General features: G+C 61.3%; 22 protein-coding genes and 1 pseudogene. 12 read left to right on the forward strand and 11 right to left on the reverse strand.

Translation table 11 applies throughout. The annotated features are described in order from the left end of the window. Positions 1-480, forward strand: a complete 480-nt coding sequence (locus H3L94_RS03995; RefSeq protein WP_009118506.1) for a Fur family transcriptional regulator — start codon at positions 1-3, stop codon at positions 478-480. Then, positions 468-1,418 (forward strand): CobW family GTP-binding protein, encoded by a 951-nt coding sequence (locus tag H3L94_RS04000; protein ID WP_182122747.1) that lies wholly within the window; start codon positions 468-470, stop codon positions 1,416-1,418. The genes H3L94_RS03995 and H3L94_RS04000 overlap by 13 nt, the downstream gene beginning before the upstream one ends. A 109-nt stretch (positions 1,419-1,527) precedes the next feature. On the opposite strand, the gene H3L94_RS04005 is transcribed toward H3L94_RS04000, so the two are convergent. The 3 genes from H3L94_RS04005 to pncB all read right to left on the reverse strand — a co-directional run bounded on the left by H3L94_RS04005 (position 1,528) and on the right by pncB (position 6,164). Then, positions 1,528-2,673, reverse strand: coding sequence for a methyltransferase (locus H3L94_RS04005; protein ID WP_182122748.1), 1,146 nt, complete (start codon positions 2,671-2,673; stop codon positions 1,528-1,530). 333 nt (positions 2,674-3,006) lie between these two features. Then, positions 3,007-4,797: an aminopeptidase P family protein gene (locus H3L94_RS04010; protein ID WP_182122749.1), complete on the reverse strand. Its 1,791-nt coding sequence runs from the start codon at positions 4,795-4,797 to the stop codon at positions 3,007-3,009. A 155-nt stretch (positions 4,798-4,952) separates the two neighbouring features. Next, entirely contained in the window at positions 4,953-6,164 is a 1,212-nt protein-coding gene (gene pncB, locus H3L94_RS04015) for a nicotinate phosphoribosyltransferase (protein WP_182122750.1), read from the reverse strand. Positions 6,165-6,346: 182 nt separating this feature from the next. On the opposite strand from pncB, the gene H3L94_RS04020 reads away from it, so the two are divergent. Next, entirely contained in the window at positions 6,347-7,360 is a 1,014-nt protein-coding gene (locus H3L94_RS04020) for a L,D-transpeptidase (protein ID WP_182122751.1), read from the forward strand. Positions 7,361-7,418: 58 nt separating this feature from the next. On the opposite strand, the gene H3L94_RS04025 is transcribed toward H3L94_RS04020, so the two are convergent. Beyond that, positions 7,419-8,516 (reverse strand): anhydro-N-acetylmuramic acid kinase, encoded by a 1,098-nt coding sequence (locus H3L94_RS04025; RefSeq protein ID WP_182122752.1) that lies wholly within the window; start codon positions 8,514-8,516, stop codon positions 7,419-7,421. A 177-nt stretch (positions 8,517-8,693) separates the two neighbouring features. On the opposite strand from H3L94_RS04025, the gene argH reads away from it, so the two are divergent. Then, positions 8,694-10,082, forward strand: a complete 1,389-nt coding sequence (argH, locus tag H3L94_RS04030; RefSeq protein WP_182122753.1) for an argininosuccinate lyase — start codon at positions 8,694-8,696, stop codon at positions 10,080-10,082. 184 nt (positions 10,083-10,266) lie between these two features. Here argH and H3L94_RS04035 read toward each other — a convergent pair whose 3' ends face one another. Further along, positions 10,267-10,491 carry a hypothetical protein gene (locus H3L94_RS04035; protein WP_182122754.1) on the reverse strand — a complete coding sequence of 75 codons (225 nt, stop codon included), beginning with the start codon at positions 10,489-10,491 and terminating at the stop codon, positions 10,267-10,269. Between the two features lie 170 nt (positions 10,492-10,661). Here H3L94_RS04035 and panB point away from each other — a divergent pair, with 170 nt between their 5' ends. From panB to argJ, 4 genes are all read left to right on the forward strand, one after another. Beyond that, positions 10,662-11,456 carry a 3-methyl-2-oxobutanoate hydroxymethyltransferase gene (gene panB, locus H3L94_RS04040; RefSeq protein WP_182122755.1) on the forward strand — a complete coding sequence of 265 codons (795 nt, stop codon included), beginning with the start codon at positions 10,662-10,664 and terminating at the stop codon, positions 11,454-11,456. A gap of 131 nt (positions 11,457-11,587) precedes the next feature. Beyond that, positions 11,588-12,499: a LysO family transporter gene (locus H3L94_RS04045; RefSeq protein ID WP_009118495.1), complete on the forward strand. Its 912-nt coding sequence runs from the start codon at positions 11,588-11,590 to the stop codon at positions 12,497-12,499. Positions 12,500-12,675: 176 nt separating this feature from the next. Then, positions 12,676-14,067 (forward strand): chloride channel protein, encoded by a 1,392-nt coding sequence (locus H3L94_RS04050; protein WP_182122756.1) that lies wholly within the window; start codon positions 12,676-12,678, stop codon positions 14,065-14,067. 59 nt (positions 14,068-14,126) lie between these two features. Then, positions 14,127-15,344 carry a bifunctional glutamate N-acetyltransferase/amino-acid acetyltransferase ArgJ gene (argJ, locus tag H3L94_RS04055; protein ID WP_182122757.1) on the forward strand — a complete coding sequence of 406 codons (1,218 nt, stop codon included), beginning with the start codon at positions 14,127-14,129 and terminating at the stop codon, positions 15,342-15,344. A 217-nt stretch (positions 15,345-15,561) separates the two neighbouring features. Here the strand turns inward: argJ and thiD are convergent, their stop codons facing one another. Beyond that, positions 15,562-16,395 carry a bifunctional hydroxymethylpyrimidine kinase/phosphomethylpyrimidine kinase gene (gene thiD, locus H3L94_RS04060; protein WP_182122758.1) on the reverse strand — a complete coding sequence of 278 codons (834 nt, stop codon included), beginning with the start codon at positions 16,393-16,395 and terminating at the stop codon, positions 15,562-15,564. Between the two features lie 16 nt (positions 16,396-16,411). Here thiD and H3L94_RS12370 point away from each other — a divergent pair. Further along, positions 16,412-16,629 (forward strand): annotated as a pseudogene (locus H3L94_RS12370) (ATP-dependent exonuclease). A gap of 49 nt (positions 16,630-16,678) precedes the next feature. On the opposite strand, the gene gyrB reads toward H3L94_RS12370, so the two are convergent. The 3 genes from gyrB to hscB all read right to left on the reverse strand — a co-directional run bounded on the left by gyrB (position 16,679) and on the right by hscB (position 20,515). Continuing rightward, a complete protein-coding gene (gene gyrB / locus H3L94_RS04065) occupies positions 16,679-19,081 on the reverse strand; it encodes a DNA topoisomerase (ATP-hydrolyzing) subunit B (RefSeq protein WP_182122759.1) in 2,403 nt (800 codons plus the stop codon). Between the two features lie 255 nt (positions 19,082-19,336). Beyond that, a complete protein-coding gene (locus H3L94_RS04070; RefSeq protein ID WP_182122760.1) occupies positions 19,337-19,990 on the reverse strand; it encodes a DUF6973 domain-containing protein in 654 nt (217 codons plus the stop codon). 18 nt (positions 19,991-20,008) lie between these two features. Beyond that, positions 20,009-20,515 carry a Fe-S protein assembly co-chaperone HscB gene (hscB, locus tag H3L94_RS04075; protein ID WP_182122761.1) on the reverse strand — a complete coding sequence of 169 codons (507 nt, stop codon included), beginning with the start codon at positions 20,513-20,515 and terminating at the stop codon, positions 20,009-20,011. A 267-nt stretch (positions 20,516-20,782) separates the two neighbouring features. On the opposite strand from hscB, the gene fabG reads away from it, so the two are divergent. The 3 genes from fabG to H3L94_RS12375 all read left to right on the forward strand — a co-directional run bounded on the left by fabG (position 20,783) and on the right by H3L94_RS12375 (position 23,362). Beyond that, positions 20,783-21,511 (forward strand): 3-oxoacyl-ACP reductase FabG, encoded by a 729-nt coding sequence (gene fabG, locus H3L94_RS04080; protein ID WP_182122762.1) that lies wholly within the window; start codon positions 20,783-20,785, stop codon positions 21,509-21,511. Beyond that, positions 21,508-22,731 (forward strand): beta-ketoacyl-ACP synthase, encoded by a 1,224-nt coding sequence (locus H3L94_RS04085; protein ID WP_182123097.1) that lies wholly within the window; start codon positions 21,508-21,510, stop codon positions 22,729-22,731. Before fabG ends, H3L94_RS04085 begins: the two co-directional genes overlap by 4 nt. A 475-nt stretch (positions 22,732-23,206) precedes the next feature. After that, entirely contained in the window at positions 23,207-23,362 is a 156-nt protein-coding gene (locus H3L94_RS12375; protein ID WP_244958871.1) for a lipoprotein signal peptidase, read from the forward strand. Between the two features lie 46 nt (positions 23,363-23,408). Here H3L94_RS12375 and phaC read toward each other — a convergent pair whose 3' ends face one another. Beyond that, positions 23,409-25,184, reverse strand: coding sequence for a class I poly(R)-hydroxyalkanoic acid synthase (gene phaC, locus H3L94_RS04090; RefSeq protein ID WP_009118028.1), 1,776 nt, complete (start codon positions 25,182-25,184; stop codon positions 23,409-23,411). A gap of 147 nt (positions 25,185-25,331) precedes the next feature. After that, positions 25,332-25,673 (reverse strand): phasin family protein, encoded by a 342-nt coding sequence (locus tag H3L94_RS04095; RefSeq protein ID WP_009118029.1) that lies wholly within the window; start codon positions 25,671-25,673, stop codon positions 25,332-25,334.

Here is a 25,673-nt window from a genome sequence, read left to right on the forward strand (position 1 = left end):
ATGGGTTTTCAGGCCAACAAAGCCAAAATCATAGCCCAAACCCAAGCGCAGGGCGGCCAGGTAACCGCTTTGCGCGAGCAGGTGCTCGACATCGTGCTACAGCAGGAAGGCGTGATCAAAGCCTATACCGTGCTGGCGCATATGCAGCAAAACAGCAGCGGCGTGGTGGCCCCGCCCACGGCCTACCGCGCCTTGGATTTTTGGGCCGAATACGGCGTGCTGCACAAAGTAGCGGCGGTCAACGGCTATGTATTGTGCAGCCACGCCCGCCACGACTGCGTGGCCGCCTGCCACAGCCACGACGAAACCGCCCACCACGCCAGCGCGTTTATTTTGGTGTGCACCGAATGCGGCTCGGTGGACGAGCAAACCCTCAGCCGCGAATGGGCCGCTTTGCGCGCCGGCGTGGCGGCCAGCGGTTTTAAACTAAAAGAAGAACACGTTGTTTTAACAGGAATCTGCCAGAAATGTCAGCCATAAAAAAAGCCAAAGTCCATCTGTTTTCCGGTTTTCTCGGCACCGGCAAAACCACCGCCCTGCGTCACTTGATGGCGCAAAAAGACCCGGCCGAAAAGTGGGTCATCATCGTGAACGAATTCGGCGAAATCGGCATTGACGGCGCGGTGTTGAGCGACAACGGCATTCCGGTGGCCGAAATTGCCGGCGGCTGTCTGTGCTGCGTGGCCGGCACCCAAATGGGCAACACCATCAACCGCATGATCAGCGGCAACAAACCCGACCGCATCATCATCGAAGCCAGCGGGCTGGCCCACGCCGCCAGCGTGATCGACGAATTGCGCAGCCCGCCCTTTAACGAAATGCTCGAGATTGCCGCCGTCTTTACCTTGGTGGATCCGCGCCAGTTTGTGGACGACGATTACGCCCTGCAGCCTTTATACAAAGATCAGATCAGCGTGGCCGACGTGTTGGTGGCCAATAAGATGGATGTCTGCCCGCCGCCGGTGCTGGCTGCATTCCGCGAGCGCTCGGCCAAGCTGTTTCCGCCCAAAGCGGCGGTGGTCGAAACCCAAAATTCGGCACTCGACATTGCGCTGCTGGAAACGCCGGTCACCGAAAAAAGCCGCTACCGCATCAAGGCGCTGCCCGACAACAGCATGGGTTTGCAGTCGCAGGGCTATACTTTCCCCGCCGGGCAGAATTTCGACGGCGAGCGGCTGACCCAATTTTTTGACGACCTACCCACCCTGTGCGAAGGCTTGGTGCGCGCCAAGGGCGTGTTTCAGGTGTTGGGCACCTGGGTGTGGCTCAATTGGAGCGACGGCCATTGGGGCGCGAACCAAGTGTCTTGGCGGCGCGACAGCCGTTTCGAGCTGATTGCCAAATCGTTTGATGCTGATGCGATCGAGCGCCGCTTGCAGGAAGCTTTGGAGACGGAAGCCGAGGCGGTGCAGCCGTGATGGCGTGCCGCGCCCGCAAAAAAACCGCCGCGTTTTGCGGCGTTTTTTTTACGGGCGTTTGCGGCTGATACCTTTTTGAATAAAGCCGCGCAGAAAGCCGTATAGCTTTTCAGGTAGCCTGTTGCGCCCCGGCAGCCGTTTCCGCCGCTGCGGCGGCAGGTTGCAGCACATACAGCGTGGTGGTTTCCTGCCTGCGGGCAGATGCCAGCGGATTGTGCGCATCGCGGCTTTTGGCGTGTTGCGGGCGGATGTGGCGGCGGCGCACCACCTGCCAGCCGGCGGCGGCAATATGGCCGGCCAACTCCCCCGGCCGGCGCAGGCCGAGGTGTTCGGCCAGGTCAGACATCACCAGCCACACCTCGCCCTGCGGATTCAGGTGGTCGGCCGCCCGCTGTAGAAAGGCGCGCAACATGGCCGAATCGGGGTCGTACAGCGCGGTTTCGATGTCGGCGCTCGGCTTGGCCGGCAGCCAGGGCGGATTGCATACAATCAGATCCGCGCGGCCGGGCGGGAACAGATCGGCCGCCAACACGCTGACCGCCTCGGCCACGCCCAGGCGGCGGCAGTTGGCTGCGGCGCAGGCCAGCGCGCGCGGGTTGTTGTCGGTGGCGGTGATGCGGGGGAGGCCGCGTTTGGCCAGCAGCACCGCAATCACGCCGCTGCCGGTGCCGATGTCGAAGGCGCTGCGTGCCTGCGGCGGCAGCGGTTCGGCGGCCAAGAGTTCGAGGTATTCGCCGCGCACGGGGGAAAACACGCCGAAAGGCACATGGATTTTTTCTCCGCCCAATACCGCCAGCGGCACGCCTTTTTCATGCCATTGGCGGGCGCCGATCAGGCCGAGCAAGAGCTGAAGCGGCAGCAGGAAGGGTGTGGCGTCGGCAGGGCCGAAGGCATCGGCCAGGGCGTCGGCTACATCGGGCGCACGGCGCAGGCCGAGGCGGTAGCCGCCGTCGATTTCCACCAATAAAAGATTGAGCAGGCGGCTGCGTTGGGCCTGCTGCATGCGGTGGGTGTGGAAGTCACCGCTTTTGGGCGGCGGCAGCCGTTTTTTAACGGCGGAAAGCAGCTGCACGGCTTGGTGGTAGTCGCCCCGCCACAATAAGGCGCGGCCTTGGTGGAACTGTTTGAGGGCGGCGGCGGCAGACAGGCCGGCATCGGCCACGGCCAGTTCGGCGGGCGGTTTTTGTGCGGGGGAAGGGTGGCGCCATTCGGCCTGACGGGGGTGGCCGTTTTCCGTCCAAGACAAGGTGGGCATAAGGATCAAACCGAAGCGGTGGAAAGCGCGCATTGTAGCGCAAACTCGGCGGGCGGCAGACTGCGGTTTGGAACGTCGGGCAGCGGTAGGTCGGATGCTTGAATCCGACAATCGGTTTCGGCAAGGTGTCGGATACGGGTATCCGACCTACGGCGCGTAGGTTGGGTTAGGCCGTAGGCCGTAACCCAACAATCATGTCAACAATTGTGTCCGGTTTGCTTGTGTTGGGTTTGCGCTTCGCTTCAACCCAAGCTACGGCTGAGGGCTTTGCAAAGGTCTCAGGCTACCTGAAAGGGTGTTCAGGTAGCCTGAAGCAGGGGTGGCGGCCGGGGCTTAGGCCAGGGGGCGGGTGCGTTGTTCCAGCCAGGCTTTGGCTGCGCCTTCGGTATGCGGGGCGAGCTGTTCGCGCACTTGGGCGTGGTAGCGATTGACCCAGTCGATTTCGCTGCGGCTCATCAGGGCGGTGTCCATCAGGCGGGTGTCGATGGGGCAGAGGGTGAGGGTGTCGAAACGCAGGAAGCGGCCGAATTGGGTTTCGGCTGGTTGAGTCACGGGCAGGTTGACCACCAGGTTTTCGATGCGGATGCCCCAGCGGCCGGGGCGGTAGAGGCCGGGTTCGATGGAGGTGATCATGCCGGCTTTCATGGCGCTGTGGGGGGTAACGGGGGCGTGGTAGGACAAGACCTGCGGGCCTTCGTGCACGTTGAGGAAGTATCCTACGCCGTGGCCGGTGCCGTGGCCGTAGTCGCATTGCGCTTGCCACATGGGTTTGCGGCAAACGGCATCGAGCATGGGGGCGGCGATGTTTTCGGGAAATTCGGTTTCGGCCAGGGCGATGTGGGCTTTGAGCACGAGGGTGAAGTCGCGTTTGTGTTCGGCACTGGGCGTGCCGACGGGCACGACGCGGGTGATGTCGGTGGTGCCGTTGCGGTATTGGCCGCCGGAGTCGATGAGGAGCAGGCCGTCGCCGCTGAGGGTGCTGTGCGCTTCGGGGGTGGCGCTGTAATGGGGCAGGGCGCCGTTGGCGTTGAAGCCGGCGATGGTGCCGAAGCTGGGGGAGATGAAGTGCGGCCGGCGGCGGCGGTGTTCGAGCAGCATGCGGTCGATGTCGAGCTCGGTGAGCGTGCGACCCTCGGCCAGCGCCTGCTCGAATTCGGCGAAGAAGCCGCACAGGGCGATGCCGTCCTGTTTCATGGCTTCGCGGGTGTGCTCGATTTCGGCGGCGGATTTGCAGGATTTGAATAGGGTGCTGGGGTTGATGCTTTCGCGCAGCACCACGCTTTCAGGTAGCCTGTTTAGGGTGCTGACGGCGGTTTTGGCGGGGTCGATGAGCAGGCTGCCGCTAAGCGCGGCCACGGCATCGGCCACGCTATCGTAATCGGCCAGGGTGATGCCGGCTTCGGCAAGGGCTTGGCGGGCGTCGCCGTCGAATTTGGCGGGGTCGGCAAACAGCACGGCTTGCTCGGCGCTGATGAGCAAGTAGGCGAGGAAGACGGGGTTGTAGGAGACGTCGCTGCCGCGCAGATTGGTGAGCCAGGCGATGTCGTCGAGGCTGGAAATCAGGTGGTGTTGGGCCTGTTGCTCTTGCATGAAGCGGCGCACGCGGATGAGTTTGGCGGCGGCGGATTCGGCGGCGAAGGCTTCGCCGTGGCGGTACACCGGGGCGGCGGGCAGGTCGGGGCGGTCGGGCCAGACGGTGTCGAGCAGGTCGAGGTCGTGGCGCAGGCGGATCTGTTTGGCCGCGCCGGCGCTTTCGAGCTGGCGTTTGGCGGCCAGCGAGAGCATATCGGGCGCCACGCCGAGCAGTGCGCCGGCGGGCAGTTCGGCCACGGAATCGAGGTGGCTGCGGCCCAAGCCGAGTTTTTGCAGCACGATGCCGCTGCCGGCCAGCTGGCGTTCGGCCTGCTCCCAATAGCGGCTGTCGGCCCACAGTTCGGCGCGCTCGGCGGTAATCAGCAGGGTGCCGACCGAGCCGTCGAAGCCGGAAAGCCAGCTGCGGCCCTGCCAGTGCTCGGGCAGGTATTCGGACAAATGGGGGTCGGCGGAGGGAATCAGCCAGGCCTCGAATTGCTGTTGCTGCATGGTTTGGCGCAGGGCGGCCAGGCGTTGGGCGGCGGTGTTCATGGCGGACTTTCTGATGGAGATAATAATGAGAGGGTTGGCGGCCTCAGGCTATCTGAAAGGGTTTTGCCCGGCGGCTGGCGCGGGCGCGGCGGATTGTAGCAAATCGCGGTGCGGGCGGGGCGGCAAAAAGCCGCCCGGGCGGCGGCTGGCAGGTTTCAGGTAGCCTGTTCGCGGATGTCGAATACTTGGCGCAGGTAGGCGAGGAAGGTGTTGTTGTCGGTCATGGTTTTGCCGGGGCTGTCTGAAATCTTGGCCACCGACTGGCCGTTGCATTCCACCAGTTTCAAGACGATGTTGAGCGGGGTGTGGCCCATGTCGTTGGTGAGGTTGGTGCCGATGCCGAAGCTGGTTTTGAAGCGGTCTTTGAAGTATTGGTGCAGCTCCCAGGCTTTTTCCAGATTGAGGCCGTCGGAGAAGGTGAGCATTTTGGTGCGGCTGTCGATTTTGAGCTTTTGGTAGTGGGCGTAGGCTTTGTCGCCCCAAACGAAGGGGTCGCCGCTGTCGTGGCGCAGGCCGTCGAAGAGTTTGGCGAAGTAGAGGTCGAAATCGCGCAGGAAGGCGTCCATGCCCACTACGTCGGTGAGCGCGATGCCCAAGTCGCCGCGGTATTCGTGCACCCAGGCCTCGAGCGCGGCTTTTTGGAAGTCGCGCAGGCGCACGTCGAGCGCTTGGAAGGCTTGCAGGAATTCGTGGGCCATGGTGCCGATGGGGGTGAGGCCGAGTTTCTTGGCCAGATAAACATTGCTGGTGCCGCGCAGGCATTCGGGGGCGGCGGCGTGCAGGGTGCGCACTACGTGCTCCTGCCAGGCCAGGTTGTAGCGGCGGCGGGTGCCGAAATCGGAAATCAGAAACGGCGGCTCGTGCGGCTGTTGTTGCGCGGCATAATCGCGCAGCAGCGTGGCTTTGGCCTGCAGGCGGCGTTCGCCTTCGGCCAGCACCTCGGAGGTTTCGAGGCGGCGGAAGTAGAGTTCGTTGACGATGGCCAGCACGAAAATCTCGAAGAACATGGCCTGGATGATGGGGCCTTCAACGCGGATGTTGAGCCGGTTTTGCTCGTCGGTGGAGACGGTGATGAAGCGGCGTTTGAGTTGGAACAGCTCCAGATAATCGACGAAATCGCTTTTGATGAAGCGCATCTGGCGCAGGTAGTCCAATTCTTCCTGGCTGAGTTTGAGTTGGCACAGGGCGTCGAGCTCTTGTTCGAGCGCGTCTTTGATGTCGGCCAGCGGATAGGCGGTGGCGTCGTTGTTGCGGCAGCGGAATTCATAGACGCCGTGCGCTTGGGGGAATTGGTGTAGCACCACCTGCAGCATGGTGAATTTATACAGGTCGGTGTCGAGCAGGGAGGAGATAATCGGAGAACGCATGCGGGGCTTTCGGCAACGGCTGGGGAATAAGGCGGGCATTAAAGCACGTTTTCGCCCTTTCAGGTAGCCTGAATGCAACAGCGTACTGGGCAGAAAGCCAGCCAAATCAGGTTTGTGCTGACAGATTTTCCGCTTTGGGGTTATGATGGCCGCCGTTTGTTTTTCATTTGAGAAATAGAGCCATGAAAAAGATTCTGTTTGCTTGCGGCCTGCTGGCTTGGGCGGGGATGTCTGCCGCCAATACGCCGCTGCCCGATTATTCGCCGGTGGCCAGCGGCCAGCATGTGGTGATCAATATTCCGCAGCTGCGGCTGTTTTTATATGAAAACGGCGAGCTGAAAGCCTCTTATCCGGTGGCGGTGGGCCGTGCCCGCACGCGCACGCCTTTGGGCGACTACCAAATCGGCGCCAAAGCCTACAACCCGACGTGGACGATTCCGGCCAGCATCCGCCGCGAACGGGCCGCGGCCGGCAAACCCGCGCTGACCAGCGTGCCGCCGGGGCCGAACAATCCTTTGGGGCCGGTGTTTGTGCGCTTCGGCGATCCGCGTTTGGGTTTGGGCATCCACGGCACCAATGTGCCTTCCAGCGTGCCCGGTGTGCGCAGCCACGGCTGCGTGCGCATGCAAAGCCCCGATGCGCTGCGCTTCGCCCGTTCGGTGCAAACCGGCGCCGATGCGGCGGTGATTTACCAAATGGCTTCGCTGAATGCCGACGAAGCGGGCAACCTTTGGCTGGCGGCCTACAAAGACCCTTATAACCAGCGCAATCTGGACACCGATGCCTTGAACCAAAGCATCCGCGCCTGGGCCGATGTTAAGGGTTTGAATGTGCAGAGCAACCGCGTCACCACCACTTTGCGCAACCGCAACGGCCGCTTGGTCTGCATTACCTGCGCCCAAGCCAATGCCCGCGTGCAGGGCAAGCTGTCGTCTGTGGCCTGGCAGAGCGGTTCGGCCGATTTGAGCCGTCCGCGTGCGGTGTTTGAAGAAGAAGCCGCGCCGCAGCCGGACCAAGTGTTGCCGGAGGGCAGCGCGGTGGAGGCCATGGCTGAAATGGACGAAGCCACCGTGCGCCAAGTGGAGGCGATTACCGGCCTCACCAACCGCCTGATTACGCCCTTGCTGCCGCAGGAAAAACCCTTGGCGCCCACGCCGGTAGAAACCGAAACGGCGCTGACCGATGCGCTGATGTAGGCCGGTCTCCGCCGTCCAAAAAACATACCGCTGCCCGAGGGCAGCGGTATTTTGTGTTTCAGGCGCAATGCCAAGCGCCCAACACATAAGGCCGTGCGGCGCCGGTGGCGCGGTGAGGGCCGGCGGCCCGGCGGTGGATGCGGCAGGCCGCCAGCCAGGCGAAGGCGGCGGCTTCCACCCATTGCGGGGCGAGGTGCAGATCGTCGGTGGTGGCCACCTGAACGCCGGCAAGTTGCTGCCGCAACTCGGCCATCACAACCGGATTGCAGGTGCCGCCGCCGCAGACAAACATTTCGCGTGCCGCCGGCGCGTGTCGGCGCACGGCTTGGGCAATGCTGCGGGCGGTAAAAGCATTCAGGGTGCGCATGATGTCGGCCGGCCGGTATTCGGCTTTCAGGTAGCCTTGCAGCCAAGAAAAAGAAAACAGCTCGCGGCCGGTGCTCTTGGGCGCGGGGCGTTGGAAATAGGGGTGGGCCAACCATGCGGCCAGCAAGGGCTCGATGATGCGGCCGCCGGCGGCCAGTGCGCCGTCGCGGTCGTAAGGCTGTTGGCGGTAGTGCTGCATATAGGCGTCGGCCAGCATATTGCCGGGGCCGGTGTCGAAGCCGCCGGCGGGGCGGCCGTCGGGCGGCAGAATGCTGATGTTGGCGATGCCGCCGATGTTGAGCAGCACGCGCTCGTGCTGCGGATGGCCGAACACGGCTTGATGGAAGGCGGGCACGAGGGGAGCGCCTTGGCCGCCGCCGGCCAGGTCGCGGCTGCGGAAGTCTCCGATGCAGTCGATGCCGGTCAGCTCGGCCAGAAGCGGCAGGTCGATGAGTTGGACGGTGTAGCCGTGTTCGGGCGCGTGGCGCACGGTTTGGCCGTGGGCGCCGAGTGCGGTGATGTCGGCGGCGGCCAACCCTTCCTGTGCCAGCAGGCCGTTGACCGCTTGGGCATACAGACGGGCGACGGTTTGGGCGAGCAGGGCGGCGCGGTGCAGTTCGTCGCCGCCGCTGTCCTGCAGGGCCAGCAGCTGTTGGCGGAGCGGATCAGGGTAGGGCACGAAGAAATGGGCGCGGGCGGCCTGCCAGCGGGTGCCGTCGATGTCGGCCAAAACGGCGTCGATGCCGTCCATGCTGGTGCCCGACATCAGGCCGATATAGCGTTGGCTCATGGCTGGGGGAAGCGGTGTGGAGGAGGGGCGATTATAGCGGAAGCACTTATTTTCGGCTTGCCGTATTCTGCAAAGAAGGTGCCGCCGCTATAATGCGGCCTGACGATGCCGCGCCGCCGCAGGCTACCTGAAAACGGGCTTGCGGAGAAAGAAATAAGACAAATTGAAGGAAGATTGATGACTCAAGCAGAAACCTGGTCGGGCCGCTTTAACGAGCCCGTGGCCGAGCTGGTGAAACAATACACCGGCTCGATTGATTTCGACTGCCGCCTGGCGCCGTGGGATATTCAAGGCTCGCTGGCGCACGCGCAGATGCTGTGCGAAGCCGGCGTGCTCTCTGCCGACGATTTGGCCGCCATCCGCCAGGGCATGGCCGAGATTCTGGCCGACATCGAAGCCGGCCGTCTCGAATGGTCGCTGGACTTGGAAGACGTACACATGAACATCGAGCGGCGGCTCACCGACAAAATCGGCGATGCCGGCAAGCGCCTGCACACCGGCCGCAGCCGCAACGACCAGGTGGCCACCGATATCCGCCTGTGGCTGCGCGACGAAATCAGCCGCATCCGCAGCCTGATTCAAGCCCTGCAAAGCGCGCTGCTGGACTTGGCCGAGGCGCACGCCGAGGTGGTGATGCCCGGCTTTACCCATCTTCAGGTCGCCCAACCGGTGAGCTTCGGCCACCACATGCTCGCCTATGTGGAAATGCTGGGCCGCGACGACGAACGCATGGCCGATTGTCGAGGCCGCGTCAACCGCATGCCCTTGGGCGCCGCCGCCCTGGCCGGCACCACCTTCCCGATTCGGCGAGAAACCACCGCCCGCCTGCTCGGCTTCGAAGGCATCTGCCAAAACTCGCTCGATGCCGTGTCCGACCGCGATTTCGCCATCGAATTCACCGCCGCCGCCAGCCTGCTGATGATCCACTTGAGCCGCCTCTCCGAAGAGCTGATTCTGTGGATGAGCCCGCGTTTCGGCTTTATCGACATTGCCGACCGCTTCTGCACCGGCTCCAGCATCATGCCGCAAAAGAAAAACCCCGACGTGCCCGAACTGGTGCGCGGCAAGTCCGGCCGCGTGATCGGCCATTTGATGGGCCTGATCACCCTGATGAAATCGCAGCCCCTGGCCTACAACAAAGACAATCAGGAAGACAAAGAGCCGCTGTTCGATACCGTCGACACCTTGGTGGACACCCTGCGCATCTATGCCGACATGATGCGCGGCGTCACCGTGAAGCCCGACAATATGCGCGCCGCTGTCTTGCAGGGCTTTGCCACCGCCACCGATTTGGCCGACTACTTGGTGAAAAAAGGCCTGCCCTTCCGCGACAGCCACGAAGTGGTGGCGCTGGCGGTTCGCCATGCCGACGGCCAGGGCGTGGATTTGAGCGATTTGCCGTTGGCCGTCTTGCAAGGCTTTAGCGGCTTAATCGGCGAAGACGTGTACCAAGTGCTGACCCCCGAAGGCAGCCTGAACGCCCGCAACCACCTCGGCGGCACCGCGCCCGAGCAGGTGCGCGCCCAAGCGGCGCGTTGGCGGAAAGCCTTGCAGGCGGCGGATTGATTCAATAGCCCACACGGTTTTCAGGTAGCCCCTGCGTTTTGCTCGGGCTACCTGAAAACCGTATGGCTGATCTGTTTCAAATAAAGGGTTTCCATAAACGGCAGTCGGCGCGGCCAAGTGTTGCGGGCTGCCAGCAGAAAGCGGCGTGGATGCCGCGATACATCGATTCAGTCAGGTCAAGCCATCATTTTTTCGGCCGCAAACAGTAGAGTCCGAGTAAGGCAAACAGCCCGCTCCATGCGCCGTGCCAACCCGCACGCTGCCACAACAAAGCAAGAACGGCCGCCGTTACCATGGACAACACGCCGAATACGGTGCGCTTCGGCACGGTTTCATTGCCTACCTGAAACAGCCGTCCGTCGTCACGGTTTATCCAGGCACGCAGACGCGAGCAAAATGATTTCAACATCATAATCTTGGGTGAAGTGTGGCTGACCATGTACGGCATTATACCGATTGGCTCCGGCGATCAAGCCCGGCTTTGCCGCCGGCCAAGCTTTGCATCTAAACCGCTTTTCAGGTAGCCTTGTGCCGCTTTTTGCATTTTTTGATTGTTTACGGATTGGAAAAGGAAAAACCTTGATTACCGTCAATACCTTGCGTCGGATGAAGGCCGAGGGCGAAAAAATCGCGATGCTCACTTGCTACGAGGCCAGTTTTGCCGCTTTGATGAACGAAGCGGGCGTGGACATGCTGTTGGTGGGCGATTCGCTGGGCATGGCCGTGCAGGGGCAGGCCTCCACGCTGCCGGTGTCGCTGGCCGATATGTGTTACCACACGGCGGCGGTGTCGCGCGGCAACCGTGAGGCCATGATTGTGGCCGATTTGCCGTTTGGCGCGTATCAGCAGAGCAAGGAGCAGGCGTTTGCCGCTTCCGCCGAACTGATGGCGGCCGGCGCGCATATGGTGAAGCTGGAGGGCGGGGCGTTTATGGCCGAAACCACGCGCTTTCTGCAACAACGCGGGATTCCGGTGTGCGCCCACATCGGGCTGACGCCGCAGTCGGTGAATGCGTTTGGCGGTTATCGGGTGCAGGGTAAAGGCGATGCGGCGGCCGAGGCGCTGTTGGCCGATGCCAAGGCGCATGAGGAAGCGGGTGCGGATGTGGTGCTGATGGAGTGCGTGCCGGCGTCTTTGGGCAAACGGGTCACGGAACGCCTGTCTTGCCCCACCATCGGCATCGGCGCGGGAGTGGATTGCGACGGGCAGGTGCTGGTGATGCACGATATGCTGGGCGTTTTCCCGGGCAAAACCGCCAAATTCGTGCGCAATTTTATGCAGGGGCAGAGCAGCATTCAGGCGGCTGTGGCGGCTTATGTGGCGGCGGTAAAAGACAAAAGTTTCCCGGCTGCCGAGCATACTTTTGCCGGCTGAGGCTACCTGAAAGCCTGAATGCCGCGCCAAGCCGCGGTTTCGCTGCTTGTTGATTCAACTGTTTTTGGGCGTGCCGCCGATGCCGGGCGGTGCGCTCAAATTGATTGTCTGCCGGACGATAAGGACGTTTTATGCAAAGCCTGTTGACGCTGCTGGCCATTTTGACGCCGCTGTTTGTCGGTTTTTTTATCCGCTTGCCCAAGCCGTGGTTGCGGGCGGTGGACCGGATTTTGGCGGTATTGGTGTATCTGATTTTGTTGCTGATCGGCATTTCGCTGTCGCAGGTGGGCAATTTGGGGCAGCAGCTGGGCGGCATTGCGGTGTCGGTGCTGCTGCTGTTTGCCTGCACCATGGGCCTGAATCTGTTGGTGCTGTGTGCGTTCGACCATTTCCGCCCGTGGCAGCGCTCTTTGGCGGCGGAGGAGAAAAAACAGCGCATCAGCATCGGCGGCAGCATCAAGCAGATTGCCTGTGTGGCGGCGGGTTTCGCTTTGGGCTGGCTGCTGCCGCCCGCTTGGCTGCCGCCGGAATCGACCGGCACGTATGCCTTGATGCTGCTGGTGTTTTTGGTGGGTTTGCAGTTGCGCGGCAGCGGCATTACCTTGCGACAGATTCTGCTCAATAAGCGCGGCGTTCAGGTAGCCCTGTGGTTTACCGCGTCTTGCTTGGCCGGCGGGCTGCTGTTTGCCGCCCTGATGCCGGAGGTGTCGTGGAGCAAAGGTTTGGCGCTGGCCTCGGGCTTCGGCTGGTATTCGCTGTCCGGCATCATGATGACGGAGGCTTACGGCCCGGTGTGGGGCAGCGTGGCGCTGATCAACGATTTGTCGCGCGAGTTTTTTGCGCTGGTGTTTATTCCGATGATCATGCCGCGTTTCCCGGGGGCGGCGGTGGGCAGCGGCGGCGCCACCAGCTTGGATTTTACCTTGCCGGTGATTCGTTCGTCCGGCGGCTTGGAGGTGGTGCCGATGGCGATCAGCTTCGGTTTTATCGCCAATGTGTTGCCGCCTGTGCTGATGGTGGTGTTTTCGGCTTGGCATTTTTAAGCGGCTGAGGCCGTTGCCGAGCTTGGCTAACGGCAAAGCAGTGTATCAGGCTCTCTGGCACGCTGCTTTGCCGTTTCTGTGCCGGCCTGCCCTACCCAGCGGTCGTTTTCTTATTTACAATCACGCCCTTCTTCATCTGTTTCCGCCCCGTCCGCTCACGCTTAGAAAGGAATGCCATGTACCGGCAGGCCGGCAGGATCAGCAGCCGCATCGGCAAAACCCTGTCCCGCAAAATCAAACAAACCAAACGCCTGTCGCGCAAAACGGCGGCTTTCGCCCTGTTGCTGGCGGGAGCGGCGCTGGTGGCTTTGGTATCGTTGGGTTTTGCCCGTTTGGCCGATTATGCGCTGGAGCTGAACCAGGAGTGGACGCGGGCCTACCCTTGGGCGGCCGTGGTGGTGCTGCCGGCGGCGATGATGCTGCTGGTGTGGTTTACCCACCGCTATGCGCCCTATACCGCGGGCAGCGGCATTCCGCAGGTGTTGGCGGCCTTGTCGCTGCCGCACGGCGCGGAGAAAAACCACTTGGTGGCGCTTGGGCAGACGCTGTTGAAAATTCCGCTCACCTTTCTCGGCATGCTGGCCGGCGCGTCCATCGGCCGGGAAGGGCCGTCGGTACAGGTGGGTGCGGCGGTGATGGCGGCGTGGGGCGGCTGGTGCCGCAAACACGATTTGGCGTTTAAAAACCTGCGCGAAAACGATTTGCTGGCCGCCGGCGCGGCAGGCGGTTTGGCGGCAGCCTTTAATGCGCCGCTGGCCGGGGTGGTGTTTGCCATTGAGGAGCTGGGCCGTGCGGTGGCTTTGCGCTGGGAGCGGCAGATTTTTATCGGTGTGCTGGCGGCCGGTTTTATTTTGGTGGCGATTGAGGGCAACAACACTTATTTCAAAGGTTTCCACGGCCGCGAGCTGGCCAGTAATATGCTGGAATGGGTGTTGGTGTGTGCGGCGGTGTGCGGGGTGGCCGGCGGTTTGTTTGCCCGCTTTTTGAGCAAAGGGGCGGATTGGCTGGCGCCGCGCGGCTGGCGCAGCTGGATGCGCCGGCATCCGGTGTGGCTGGCCGGGGTGTTCGGTTTGCTGCTGGCGGCCTTGGGTTTGCTGACGCAGGGCGAAACCTACGGCACCGGCTACGAAGCCGCGGCGGCGGCGTTGCGCGGCAATACCGATGCCACTTTGGGCGCGGCCGGTAGCAAATGGGCGGCCACGGTGCTTTCTTATTGGGCCGGCATTCCCGGCGGCATTTTCACGCCCTCGCTCACCATCGGCGCGCTGATCGGCGTGCATGTGTCGCAGCTAAGCGGTTTGGCTGCGCCGGCCGGGGTGTTGGCTTTGCTGTGCATGGCGGCTTTTTTGGCGGCGGCCACCCAGTCGCCGCTCACCGCCAGCGTGGTGGTGATGGAGATGACCGGCAGCCAGTCTTTATTGTTTTGGATGCTGATTGCCTCGATTGCCGCTTCGGTGATTTCGCGCCAGTTTTGCCCGCAACCGTTTTATCATTTTGCCGCCGCCCGTTTCCGCCAGCGAGTGCGCGAAGAAGTACAGGCCGGCAAAGCCGAATCCGGTTTCAGGTAGCCTCAGGCTACCTGAAAGCTTGCTGTTTGGTTTTTATTTTTTGATTCAGGAGTTTCCCGATGGCTGTCAACCTTACCCCGCCTGATGAGGGCAATCTGCACCCGATTGACGGCGTGCAGCTGTCTGTTGCCCAGGCCGGCATCAAAAAGCCGGGCCGCGACGATCTGACCCTGATGCTGCTGGCACCCGGCTGCCGCATCGGCGCCGTGTTCACCCGCAATCGCTTTTGTGCCGCGCCGGTTCAGGTAGCCCGCAGCCATCTGGCTTCGGGCAGCGAAATCCGCGCCTTGGTGGTGAACACCGGCAATGCCAACGCGGGTACCGGCCAAGGCGGCCGCGATGCCGCGCAGGCGGTGTGCCGTGCCGTGGCGGCGCAAAACGGCTGCCAAACCGAACAGGTGCTGCCGTTTTCCACCGGCGTGATTTTGGAGCCGCTGCCCACCGATAAAATTTTGGCGGCGCTGCCCGAGCTCGCCCCCGCGGCTTGGTCGCGTGCCGCCGGCGCCATCATGACCACTGATACCGTGCCCAAGGCCGCCAGCCGCCAATTCAGCGTGGACGGCCACACGGTAAGCGTCACCGGCATCGCCAAAGGCTCGGGCATGATTCATCCCAATATGGCCACTATGCTCGGCTTTGTGTTTACCGATGCCGCGGTGGAAGCCGGTCTGCTGCAAGCGATGACTGCACGCGCCTGCGACGACAGCTTCAACGCCATCACGGTGGACGGCGACACCAGTACCAACGACAGCTTTATTGTGGCCGCCACCGGCCGCAGCAGCCTGCCCGAAATCACCGATGCCGCCAGCCCGGCCGCCCAAGCCCTGCAAACCGCGCTCAAGGAAGTGGCTTTGGAGTTGGCGCAGGCGATTGTGCGCGACGGCGAGGGGGCCAACAAATTCATTACCGTGGATGTGCAAAATGCCGGCAGCCGCGAAGAAGCGCGTGCCGTCGGCTATGCGGTGGCCAAGTCGCCGCTGGTGAAAACCGCCTTTTACGCCTCCGACCCCAACCTCGGCCGCATCCTGGCCGCCATCGGCTACGCCGGCATAGCCGATTTGGATACCGACCGCATCCGCGTGTATCTGGGCGAGGTATTGGTGGCCGAACACGGCGGCCGCGCGGCCAGCTATCGCGAGGAAGACGGACAGGCGGTGATGAACGAGAGCGACATCACCATCACCATCGACCTACAGCGCGGCCAGGTAAACAGTAAAATCTACACCTGCGATTTGTCGAAAGAGTATGTGGCCATCAATGCGGATTACCGCAGTTGAGGCACTCACAGGCTTGCTGGCTCGGCGGCGGATGTCACGCCGCCGTTGCACCCTCTGACGGCACGCTCTAGGCGGTGTAAAGGTTTTGGCCGCCATGTATTATCGAGCGGGCAAACAAAGGGCAAACGAGCGGCTGATCTCATGAAACCAACCCTCCCGACATGATTGTCGGGAGGGTTGGTTTCATCGGCAGCCGGCTACCTGAAAACGGTGCGGTTCAGTGTTCCTGCCCGTGCGGTTGGCGCCAGAAATGGGCAAGGGGGCCGCGGCCGCGGCCGAGTTGCCAGCGGCTGCCGGTTTCCAGCGCCCCGTGCAGATAACGTTTGGCTTCGGCCACGGCTGCGGGCAGGCTGTCGTGCTGCGGGCGCAGGGCGGCGATGGCGGAAGAGAGGGTGCAGCCGGTGCCGTGGGTGTGCGGGGTGTCGATGCGCGGGCTGCTGAAGGGGTGTGTTTGGCCGTCGGCGGTGAGCAACCAGTCGCGCGCTTGGCTGCTGTCCTCCCAATGGCCGCCTTTGAGCAGCACGGCGCGGGCGCCTTGCGCCAGCAGCAGACGGCCTTGCGCCAGCATCTCGTCTTCGTCTGCCGCTTGGGGCTGGCCGCTTAAGCGGGCCAGTTCGCTGAGGTTGGGGGTGATGAGGTCGGCCAGCGGCATCAGCTCGGTGAGCATCAGGGAGACGGTGTCTTCCACTGCCAGGCTGTCGCCGGAAGTGGCCACCAATACGGGGTCGAGCACCACAAAGGGCACGGGATGGCGGCGCAATACGGCGGCGGCGGCGCGGATGCAGGCGGCATCGGGCAGAATGCCGATTTTGACGGCGTCGATGCGGATGTCGCCCAGTACGGAGTCGGCCTGCGCTTCGATGATGTCGGGCGGCAGCACGTGCACGCCCTGCACGCCTTGGGTGTTTTGCACGGTAACGGCGGTGATGACGCTGGCGCCGTAGGTGCCGAGGGCGCCGAAGGTTTTGAGGTCGGCCTGAATGCCGGCGCCGCCGCCCGAATCGGAGCCGGCGATGGTGAGGACGCGGGGGAAGGGGGCGGGTAGGGACATGGGCGGCTTTCTTGAAATGGGTGGGATAGGCAAACAGGCTGAGACCTTTGCAAACCCCCATCTGCGGCGTATTTCTGCGTTGTGCGTTTATGCTCTATGGGTACTGCTCGCTCGCTTAGCCTTGTAGATGATAGGTCTGTCCCACGGGGATTCCTGGCGTTCACGCTCGCTGCGCTGCTACGCCTTAAACTGCATCCACATCTGGGGGTTTTGCAAAGGTCTCAGGCTACCTGAAAGGCGGCAAGGGTGGTTTCAGGTAGCCTGGATGGGGGGCAAGCTGGGTTTAGGCGTCGATGTTTTGCGCCACCAAGGCGTTGTTTTCGATAAAGGCGCGGCGCGGTTCGACTTCGTCGCCCATCAGGGTGACGAATACTTCGTCGGCGGCGATGGCGTCTTCAATACGCACTTTGAGCAGGCGGCGCACTTCGGGATCCATGGTGGTTTCCCACAGCTGCTCGGGGTTCATTTCGCCCAAGCCTTTGTAGCGCTGAATGCTCATGCCTTTTTGTGCGCCGGCCAGCAGAATATCGATGGCGGCCTCCAAGCTGTCCACCGCCTGCGGCTCGGCATCACCTTTGTACAGCAGCGCACCGGGCGCCACCCAGCCTTTGATTTGGGCGGCGGTGCGGCTGAGGGTTTGGTAGGCTTTGCTGTCGATAAATTTCTGGTCCAGATAGCTGACCGCCACGTTGCCGTGCAGGCGGCGGGTGATTTTGATGAAGTGGCCGCCTTCGTGGCCGTCCACCCGTTCAAGGGCGATTTCTTCGTTTTGCAAGGCCTGATTGAGGGCGGCTACGGCGGCATCGGCGGCATCTGCGCTGTCCAGCCGGATGTCGTCTATGTCGATCAGGGTGCGCAATACCAAGGCGTCGATGACGCGGCTTTCTTGGGCAACGGTGTTGCGGGCGAGCAGGAACTGTTTGGCTAAGCGGTAGAGCTCGCTGCCTTCCAGCGTGCGGCCTTCGGAAACAATTTTGGCTTTGTCCACCGCCAAGCCGAGCAGGAATTCGTCTTTTTCCGTTTCATCTTTCAGGTAGCGTTCCTGCTTGCCGTGCTTGGCTTTGTAGAGCGGCGGCTGGGCGATGTACACATAGCCGCGCTCGATGAGTTCGGGCATTTGGCGGTAGAAGAAGGTGAGCAGCAGGGTGCGGATGTGGGCGCCGTCCACGTCGGCATCGGTCATGATGATGATGCGGTGGTAGCGCAGTTTTTCCAGATTGAATTCTTCTTTGCCGATGCTGGTGCCCAAGGCGGTGATCAGGGTGGCCACTTCTTGGCTGGCCAGCATTTTCTCGAAGCGGGCTTTTTCCACGTTCAGGATTTTGCCTTTCAAAGGCAAAATGGCTTGGAATTTGCGGTCGCGGCCTTGCTTGGCCGAGCCGCCGGCCGAATCGCCCTCCACCAGATACAGCTCGGAGAGTGCGGGGTCTTTTTCCTGACAGTCGGCCAGTTTGCCGGGCAGGCCCAAGCCGTCCATCACGCCTTTGCGGCGGGTGATTTCGCGGGCTTTGCGTGCCGCTTCGCGGGCGCGGGCGGCATCGATGATTTTGCCGGTGATGATTTTGGCATCGCTGGGGTTTTCTTCCAAAAATTCGTGCAGTGCCTGGCTGAGCACTTCGTTCACCACCGGGCCGATTTCGCTGGAAACCAGTTTGTCTTTGGTTTGCGAGGAGAATTTGGGGTCGGGCAGCTTTACCGACAAAATGCAGGTGAGGCCTTCGCGCATATCGTCGCCGCCGGTTTCCACTTTGGCTTTTTTGGCAATTTCGTTGGCTTCGATGTAGTGGTTGATGGTGCGCGTCATCACCTGGCGCAGGGCGGTGAGGTGGGTGCCGCCGTCGCGCTGCGGGATGTTATTGGTGAAACACTGCACGTTTTCCTGATAGCTGTCGTTCCACTGCATGGCGCATTCCACGCTCATGCCGTCTTTTTCACCGAAGGCGTAAAACACTTTTTCGTGCAGCGGGGTTTTCTTGCGGTTCATGTATTGCACGAAGCCGGCCACGCCGCCGGAGAAGGCGAAGTTTTCGTGTTTGCCGTCGCGCTTGTCGAACAGTTCGATGCCCACGCCGTTATTGAGGAAAGAAAGCTCGCGGATGCGCTTGGCGAGGATGTCGAAATGGTATTCCACATTGCCGAAGGTTTCTTCGCTGGCGAGAAACTGCACGCGGGTGCCGTGTTTGCCGGGCGCGTCGCCCACCACTTTCAGCGGGGCCACCGCGTCGCCGCGCCGGAATTCGACGAAATGTTCTTTGTCGTCGCGCCAGATGGTGAGGCGCAGCCAGTCGGAGAGTGCGTTCACCACCGATACGCCCACGCCGTGCAGGCCGCCGGAGATTTTGTAGCTGTTGTTGTCGAACTTGCCGCCCGCATGCAGCACGGTCATGATCACTTCGGCGGCGGAGCGGCCTTCTTTGGGGTGGATGCCGGTGGGAATGCCGCGGCCGTTGTCTTCGATGGTGATGGAGTTGTCGGAATTGATGGCGACGGTGATTTTGTCGCAGTGACCGGCCAGGGCTTCGTCGATGGCATTGTCCAACACTTCGAATACCATGTGGTGCAGGCCGGAGCCGTCCTGTGTGTCGCCGATATACATGCCGGGGCGCTTGCGCACTGCGTCCAGACCTTCGAGTACCTGAATGCTCTCGGCACCGTATTCGGCTTGCGGGGTTGTTTGTTCACTCATGATTTTTTTCTGATGGGAGATGGGGCAGCGGCTATGCGGAGGCTACCTGAAAGGGGGAAAACCCCATTTGGGAAAAGCCCGGCCGGTGTGCTGCAAAACCCGCGCATTATACCCGATTCGGCGCTGATGTTCAGCCTGCCGCAGCGGGGTGTGTTTGGGCGGCCGGCGATATAAAGAAGGCTTTTTCAGGTAGCCTGTTGTGCTGTTACGGTGCGGCGGCAGGCTACCTGAAAAGGCGTTGGGAAAAGGAAGGCATTATTGGTGGGTGCGCAGTCGGCGGCGTTCGGCTTCGGTCATGCCGTTGCGGTCTAGGGCGGCCAGTTTTTGCAGGGCTTGGCGATAGCGGGCTTCGCTGAGGCGGGTTTGGGCGATGCGCCACACGGTTTGGCCTTCGCGGGTGACGGCCGAAGCCGTCCACAGGCCGTGTTCGCGGTATTCGGCCAGCAGCAGGGCGGCCAGTTCGTTCATATTGCGGCCGCGGTGGGCTTGGCCGATGCGCCGGCCGATGGCGTTGTTGCGCAGGTCTGCGGCTTCGTCGGCGCGGTAGCGGTTGGGGTAATCGCTTTGCGGGCGCAGGGTGCTGTCGCGCTCGTAGGCGTTGCCCACTTGTTCGGCAATGTCGGCGCCGAAACGGGCGCTGATGGCGGCCTGCCACAGCGAGTGGCGCAGGGCGTTGACTTCGGTGCCGCGGCCGTCGCCGTTGGCACGGTTGTCGAGGCCGAGGCGGGTGGAGAGGCGTACGGCGTTGCTGGTGATGTTGGTACCGAGGGGGCTTTCGCTGCCGATGGCGAGCGCGGCGGCGGGGTGGCGCAGGCTGAAGTCGAGCAGGCCGGGTTTGTTTGGCAGGCCGCCGCAACTGCTGAGGGTGGGGGCAAGCAGGCAGCAGAGCAGGAAGGCGGTTGGTTTCATTGCAGGCTACCTGAAAGTTTATACCGCCTGCGCATCGCGGATTTCCTGCCGCAGTTTGGCTAAAAAACGGCCTTGGCGCACATGGTCGGCGGCTTGTTGGTAGGCTTGGGTTTGGAAGTCTTGGGCCAATTGGCGGTGCAGGGCGGTTTCTTCGGCGCCGATGGTGTCGGCTAGGGCTTGCAGGGCGTGTTGGTCTTGCGCCGCGCGGGCTTCGGCCAGGGCTTCGCGCCATTCCATTTGCCGCATCAGAAATTCGGGGGCGAAGGCGGTGTGTTCGGGAGCATCGGCCTCGATGCCCTGTTGCTGCAGGAGGAGGGCGGCGCGATGCAGCGGGTCGGCCAGCAGGCGGTAGGCTTCGTTGACGGCAGCGGCCATCATCACGGCCTGTTTTTGTTCGAAAGCCGAGGCGGTGGCGGTTTTGTCGGGGTGGAATTGGGCGGCCAAGCGGCGGTAGGTTTGCTGCAGGGCTTCGCTGTCGAGGTCGAATTGTTCGGGCAGGCCGAACAGGCGGAAATGTGGGTTCATGGCGGGCTGTGGTGAAGGTAAACAAGAAGGCGGCCATCATACGTTTTTTTGCGGGCAGGGAAAACCGGCGGTGTGGCAAGCGGTCGGGTTTTTACACGGAGTAACGCCATGTACTGCCGTCTGGACTGTGCCGTACGGGCAGAAGCGGCGGATTCGGGCCGATTGGATTATTCACTTTAAAATGATGCGGTGCGGCTGCTTTCAGGTAGCCTGTTGCGCCGATATAATGCGTTCTGTTTTTCATTTCTATTTCCATCTGGTTGATTGATGAAGCAGACCATTTTGATTACCGGCTCCAGCCGGGGCATCGGCAAGGCTGTGGCGTTGGCATTGGCGCAAGACGGCTTCGATATTGTGGTGCATGGCCGCAGCCGCAGGGAGGAGGCCGAGCAGACCGCAGATGAAGTTCGTGCATTGGGCCGAGCGGCGCGGGTGTTGCAGTTTGATGTGGCCGACCGCACCGCCTGCCGCAGCGTGCTGGCGCAGGATGTGGAACAGCACGGTGCCTATTACGGCGTGGTGCTCAACGCCGGCCTCACCCGCGACAATGCCTTCCCTGCCTTGAGCGACGAAGATTGGGACGGCGTGTTGCGCGCGAACTTGGACGGTTTTTACAATGTGCTGCATCCGGTGGTGATGCCGATGATCCGCCGCCGCGCGCCGGGGCGGATTGTGTGCATGGCTTCGGTGTCGGGTTTGGTGGGCAACCGCGGCCAGGTGAATTACAGCGCTTCCAAAGCCGGCCTCATCGGAGCGGCCAAGGCTTTGGCCTTGGAGTTGGCCAAGCGTAAGATTACGGTGAACTGCGTGGCGCCCGGCCTGATCGATACCGAGATTCTCGACGAGCATGTGCCGGTGGCAGAAATTCTAAAAGCGGTGCCGGCCCAGCGCATGGGCACGCCGGAAGAGGTGGCGCATGCGGTGCGCTTTCTGATGGCCGAGCAAGCCGCCTACATTACCCGCCAAGTGATTGCGGTCAACGGAGGATTGTGCTGATGAAAAAACGGGTGGTGATTACCGGTATCGGCGCGCTGTCGGCTTTCGGCCGCGATTGGCAAAGCGTGCAAGCCGCCTTTCAACGCGGTAAAAACGCGGTGCGCTATATGCCGGATTGGGAAGCGTTTCCCGATCTGGAAGCGCGGATTGCCGCGCCGCTGCCCGAATATCGGGCGCCCGCGCATTGGTCGCGCAAACAGCTGCGCAGCATGGGGGTGGTGGCGCAATACACGGTGGATGCTTGCGAACAGGCCTTGCAGCAGGCCGGCCTGTTGGGCGACCCCATTATCCGCGACGGCCGCATGGGCGTGGCCTGCGGCTCTTCGGTGGGCAGCACGCCCGATGTGCAGCAGATGGGTTTGCTGTTGAGCAATCTGCCCAGCCAGTTCAATGCCAACACCTATGTGCGCATGATGCCGCACAGCATGCCGGCCAATGTGGGCATTTTCTTCGGCCTCACCGGCCGCATGATCCCCACCTCCAGCGCCTGCACTTCAGGTAGCCAGGGCATAGGCTATGCTTATGAGGCCATCAAACACGGCCTGATTCCGATGATGCTGGCCGGCGGCGCGGAGCAGCTGTGCCCCTCGGAAGTGTTTGTGTTCGATTCCCTGTATGCCGCCAGCCGCCGCAATGGCGCCCCCGAATCCACCCCGCGTCCCTATGATGCCGGGCGCGACGGCTTGGTGGTTGGGGAGGGCGCCTGCATGATGGTGCTGGAAGAGCTGGAGCACGCTCAAGCGCGCGGCGCACACATCATTGCCGAAATCGTCGGCTACGGTGCCAACAGCGACGGCTCGCACATCACCCGCCCCGAAAAAGCCACCATGCAGCGTTGTATGGAACTGGCCCTGCAAGACGCGGGCCTGCCCGCCGGCGAAATCGGTTACGTCAGCGGCCACGGCACCGCCACCGAACAGGGCGATATTGCCGAAACCCAAGCCACCGCCGCTGTTTTCGGCCATGTGCCGCTCAGCTCGCAAAAAAGCTACCTCGGCCACACCCTCGGCGCCTGCGGCGCCTTGGAATCGTGGTTCGCCATCGAAATGATGCGCAGCGGCTGGTTTGCGCCCACGGTGAATTTGGAACAGATTGATGAGCGTTGCGGCGAGGTGGACTATATCCGCGGCAACGGCCGCCACATCGAAACTGAATATGTGGTCAACAACAACTTCGCCTTCGGCGGCGTGAATACCTCTTTGGTTTTCAGGCGCTGGTAGGCCGACAGATTTTTTGTTTGGGCATATTGGGGGTGCCGTCACCAAGCGTTGCGGCAATATTTGGGCTCAATACCTTTTGAGGCATTAAATATGCTGGCAAGATGTCCCATCGTGCTGTGCTGGCTGGTTTGACTGGCGCAGTATGTCAAACCGCTTTCTTCGAGGGAGCCCGGCAGTTACAGATTTTGCCTCGGTAGCGCAGCGGACTTGCGAAGCTAAAAAACCGCTTCGCCAGCATGATGGCGACAAGCCCTAAGTAAAACAGCACCTGCATGGCTTGCAGGTGCTGTTTGACATGGTTGGGTTTTCAGGTAGCCTGAGACCTTTGCCAGGTTGGAGTTTCTGGAGACGGCCAAGTGGATATTCCGTTTGATGAGCACAGGCGGTTGGGAAGGAAAGCGGAAGATGGTGGGAAGAAAAGGGGAAGGGGCGGAGACCTTGGTGAAGGACTTGGGTTGCTGGCAAAGCCAACAGGCTGAGACCTTTGCAAAACCCCCATCTGCGGCGCATTTCTGCGTTGTGCGCTGCTCGCTCGCTTGCCTATCTATATGATATGTCTGCACTCACTGCGCTGCTACGCCTTGAACTGCATCCACATCTGGGGGTTTTGCAAAGTTCTCAGGCTACCTGAAAATTTCAGGTAGCCTGTTTTATCTTTTATCGGAGCGGAAAACGGTTTATTTCACCAGATTCACTTTCACGTAGCTGCCGGGCGCGGCGGCCAGTGGCGGGAAGTTTTCGTTGCCGATGCTGCGGGCAGGGATTTTGTCGCCGGCGTAGGCCTGCACCCATCGTTGCCAGTATGTCCACCATGAGCCTTCGTGATGCGCGGCGCCGGCCAGCCAATCGCTGCCGTTTTCAAAGGCGGCGGTGTTGGTGAAGTAGCCGTATTTGTTTTTGGCCGGCGGGTTGACGATGCCGGCCACGTGGCCAGATTCGCCCAGCACCAAGGTGCTCTCACCGCCCAGATGTTTGGAACCTTTAAAAGTTTCCTCCCATAACGCGATGTGGTCTTCTTTGGTGGAAATGAAGAAATTGGGTGTTTTGACGCGCGACAGGTTGATGCCGACGCCGCCCAGTTTTACTTTGCCCGGCTCGGCCAGGCTGTTGTTGAGGTAGAGATCGCGTAGCAGGAAGCTGTGGACTTTGGGGGTGACATTGGTGCCGTCGCTGTTCCAGTAGAGGATGTCGAATTCGGCAGGTTCTTTGCCTTTCAGGTAGTTTTCGATGTAGTAGTTCCAATAGAGCGAGTTTTCGCGCAGCAGGCTGAAGGTAACGGCCAGTTGGCGGCCGTCGAAATAGCCCAGCTGTTTGTCCATGCTTTCGATGGCGCTGATGACGGGATCATTGATGAATACGCCCAACTCGCCGGGGTTTTCGAAGTCTAGGATGGTGGTCATGTAGGTGGCTGACTTGATGCGGTTTTTCAGCCGTTTGCCCACATAGTAAGCTTGGGTGGCGGCCAACAGTGTGCCGCCCATGCAGTAGCCGAGGGCGTTGACTTCTTTTTCGCCGGTGATGTCTTCGATGACGCGCACGGCTTCGCAGATGCCGGATACGGCCAAGTCTTCAAAGCCGATGTGTTGTTGGGATTTGTCGGGGTTGGCCCAAGACATCAGGAACACGGTATGGCCTTGGCTACGCAGCCAGTGTACGAAAGAGTTTTGCTCGCGCAGGTCGAGAATATAGTATTTGTTGATGAAAGGCGGCACCACCAGCAGCGGTGTTTTGTAAACTTCTTTGGTAACGGCTTCGTATTGCAGCAGCTGGAAAATTTCGTTTTCGAAAACCACGCTGCCGGAGGTGACGGCCAAATCGGTGCCCACCTCGAAGGCATGATCTTTCATCATGCGGATTTTCAGGTAGCGGGCGCTGTTCATCAGGTCTTCGTGAAACAGTTTCATGCCGCGCAACAGGTTTTCGCCGTTTTCTTCAACGGTGAGCTTGAGGATTTCGGGGTTGGTCCAGATGAAATTGCCGGGGGAGAGCGCGTTGATGGTTTGGCGCATGAAGAAGTGCAGGCGGTTGCGTACCTGCTCGCTCAGGCCGTCAACGGAGTCAATCATGCTTTCGCAGGTGGTGGAGAAGTGCAGGTAGGATTGGCGGAGCAGGTCGAATTGGGGCTGGGTTTTCCACAATTCGTTTTTGAAGCGGCGGTCGCCGGGCAGGTCGTCGATAAAGGGGGTTACGCTGTTGTCGGAAGCGCGCAGCATCACGTTGCGGTAGATTTCCATTTGCCCTTGCCACCATTTCATCTGCATTTCCATCAGGCGGGCCGGATTTTTGGCGACAGCTTCGTAGAATTTGCCCAAATCTTCAGTATTGATTTTGGTGAGCGCTTCGCTCAGCGGGCTTTCACCATAATAGAATTCTTGGATTTTCTGCCAGATGTTTTCGTTGAAATTGAAAAACTGCTGTAGGGTTTCGTTTGGCTTGAAGGCGTCCTGCATCATGTTTGCTCCCGAAGCGAGTGTGCGGTTAGGTAAACAAAAAAGGAAAGGCGGCAGCCGTTGCCGGCGCCGCTTGCGGGCTGCAGCCTTCAGGTAGCCTGAATCGGCTCAGGGCGGTTTGACGGGCGGCAGCCCCGAAGGTGTGGAGATTTATTTCTTTTTCTCTACGGATTCGGCAACCAATTTATCCAGCTCGGTTTTGAATTCGTTGGCCAAAGCAGACAGTTTTTTGCCGTCTTCAATCATTTGCTGGCTGATGCGGGTCATGGTTTCCATTTGTTTGGTGCCGCTGCTGATCAGGCTTTGCACGTCTTTGATCTGGCTGTTCATGTGGATTTGGGCCAGGCCGATGTCGGCGTATTGGCGGGCAGAGTCCAGTTGCAGATTGGTCAGTGCGGAAAAGTTTTTGGCGACCAATTGGTTGAACTTCAATACCGGCTCGAAAGTGTTTTGGGATTGGTCGCTCAAGGTTTTGAAGAGATCGGTGTACAT

The organism is Neisseria shayeganii (assembly GCF_014054965.1).
GTDB lineage: Bacteria > Pseudomonadota > Gammaproteobacteria > Burkholderiales > Neisseriaceae > Eikenella > Eikenella shayeganii.

Coding starts and splice junctions, on each gene's coding strand:
- H3L94_RS03995 (WP_009118506.1), top strand. CDS start 1: ATGGGTTTTCAGGCCAACAAAGCCAAAATCATAGCCCAAACCCAAGCG.
- H3L94_RS04000 (WP_182122747.1), top strand. CDS start 468: ATGTCAGCCATAAAAAAAGCCAAAGTCCATCTGTTTTCCGGTTTTCTC.
- H3L94_RS04005 (WP_182122748.1), bottom strand. CDS start 2,673: ATGCCCACCTTGTCTTGGACGGAAAACGGCCACCCCCGTCAGGCCGAA.
- H3L94_RS04010 (WP_182122749.1), bottom strand. CDS start 4,797: ATGAACACCGCCGCCCAACGCCTGGCCGCCCTGCGCCAAACCATGCAG.
- pncB (WP_182122750.1), bottom strand. CDS start 6,164: ATGCGTTCTCCGATTATCTCCTCCCTGCTCGACACCGACCTGTATAAA.
- H3L94_RS04020 (WP_182122751.1), top strand. CDS start 6,347: ATGAAAAAGATTCTGTTTGCTTGCGGCCTGCTGGCTTGGGCGGGGATG.
- H3L94_RS04025 (WP_182122752.1), bottom strand. CDS start 8,516: ATGAGCCAACGCTATATCGGCCTGATGTCGGGCACCAGCATGGACGGC.
- argH (WP_182122753.1), top strand. CDS start 8,694: ATGACTCAAGCAGAAACCTGGTCGGGCCGCTTTAACGAGCCCGTGGCC.
- H3L94_RS04035 (WP_182122754.1), bottom strand. CDS start 10,491: ATGTTGAAATCATTTTGCTCGCGTCTGCGTGCCTGGATAAACCGTGAC.
- H3L94_RS04045 (WP_009118495.1), top strand. CDS start 11,588: ATGCAAAGCCTGTTGACGCTGCTGGCCATTTTGACGCCGCTGTTTGTC.
- H3L94_RS04050 (WP_182122756.1), top strand. CDS start 12,676: ATGTACCGGCAGGCCGGCAGGATCAGCAGCCGCATCGGCAAAACCCTG.
- argJ (WP_182122757.1), top strand. CDS start 14,127: ATGGCTGTCAACCTTACCCCGCCTGATGAGGGCAATCTGCACCCGATT.
- thiD (WP_182122758.1), bottom strand. CDS start 16,395: ATGTCCCTACCCGCCCCCTTCCCCCGCGTCCTCACCATCGCCGGCTCC.
- gyrB (WP_182122759.1), bottom strand. CDS start 19,081: ATGAGTGAACAAACAACCCCGCAAGCCGAATACGGTGCCGAGAGCATT.
- H3L94_RS04070 (WP_182122760.1), bottom strand. CDS start 19,990: ATGAAACCAACCGCCTTCCTGCTCTGCTGCCTGCTTGCCCCCACCCTC.
- hscB (WP_182122761.1), bottom strand. CDS start 20,515: ATGAACCCACATTTCCGCCTGTTCGGCCTGCCCGAACAATTCGACCTC.
- fabG (WP_182122762.1), top strand. CDS start 20,783: ATGAAGCAGACCATTTTGATTACCGGCTCCAGCCGGGGCATCGGCAAG.
- phaC (WP_009118028.1), bottom strand. CDS start 25,184: ATGATGCAGGACGCCTTCAAGCCAAACGAAACCCTACAGCAGTTTTTC.
- H3L94_RS04095 (WP_009118029.1), bottom strand. CDS start 25,673: ATGTACACCGATCTCTTCAAAACCTTGAGCGACCAATCCCAAAACACT.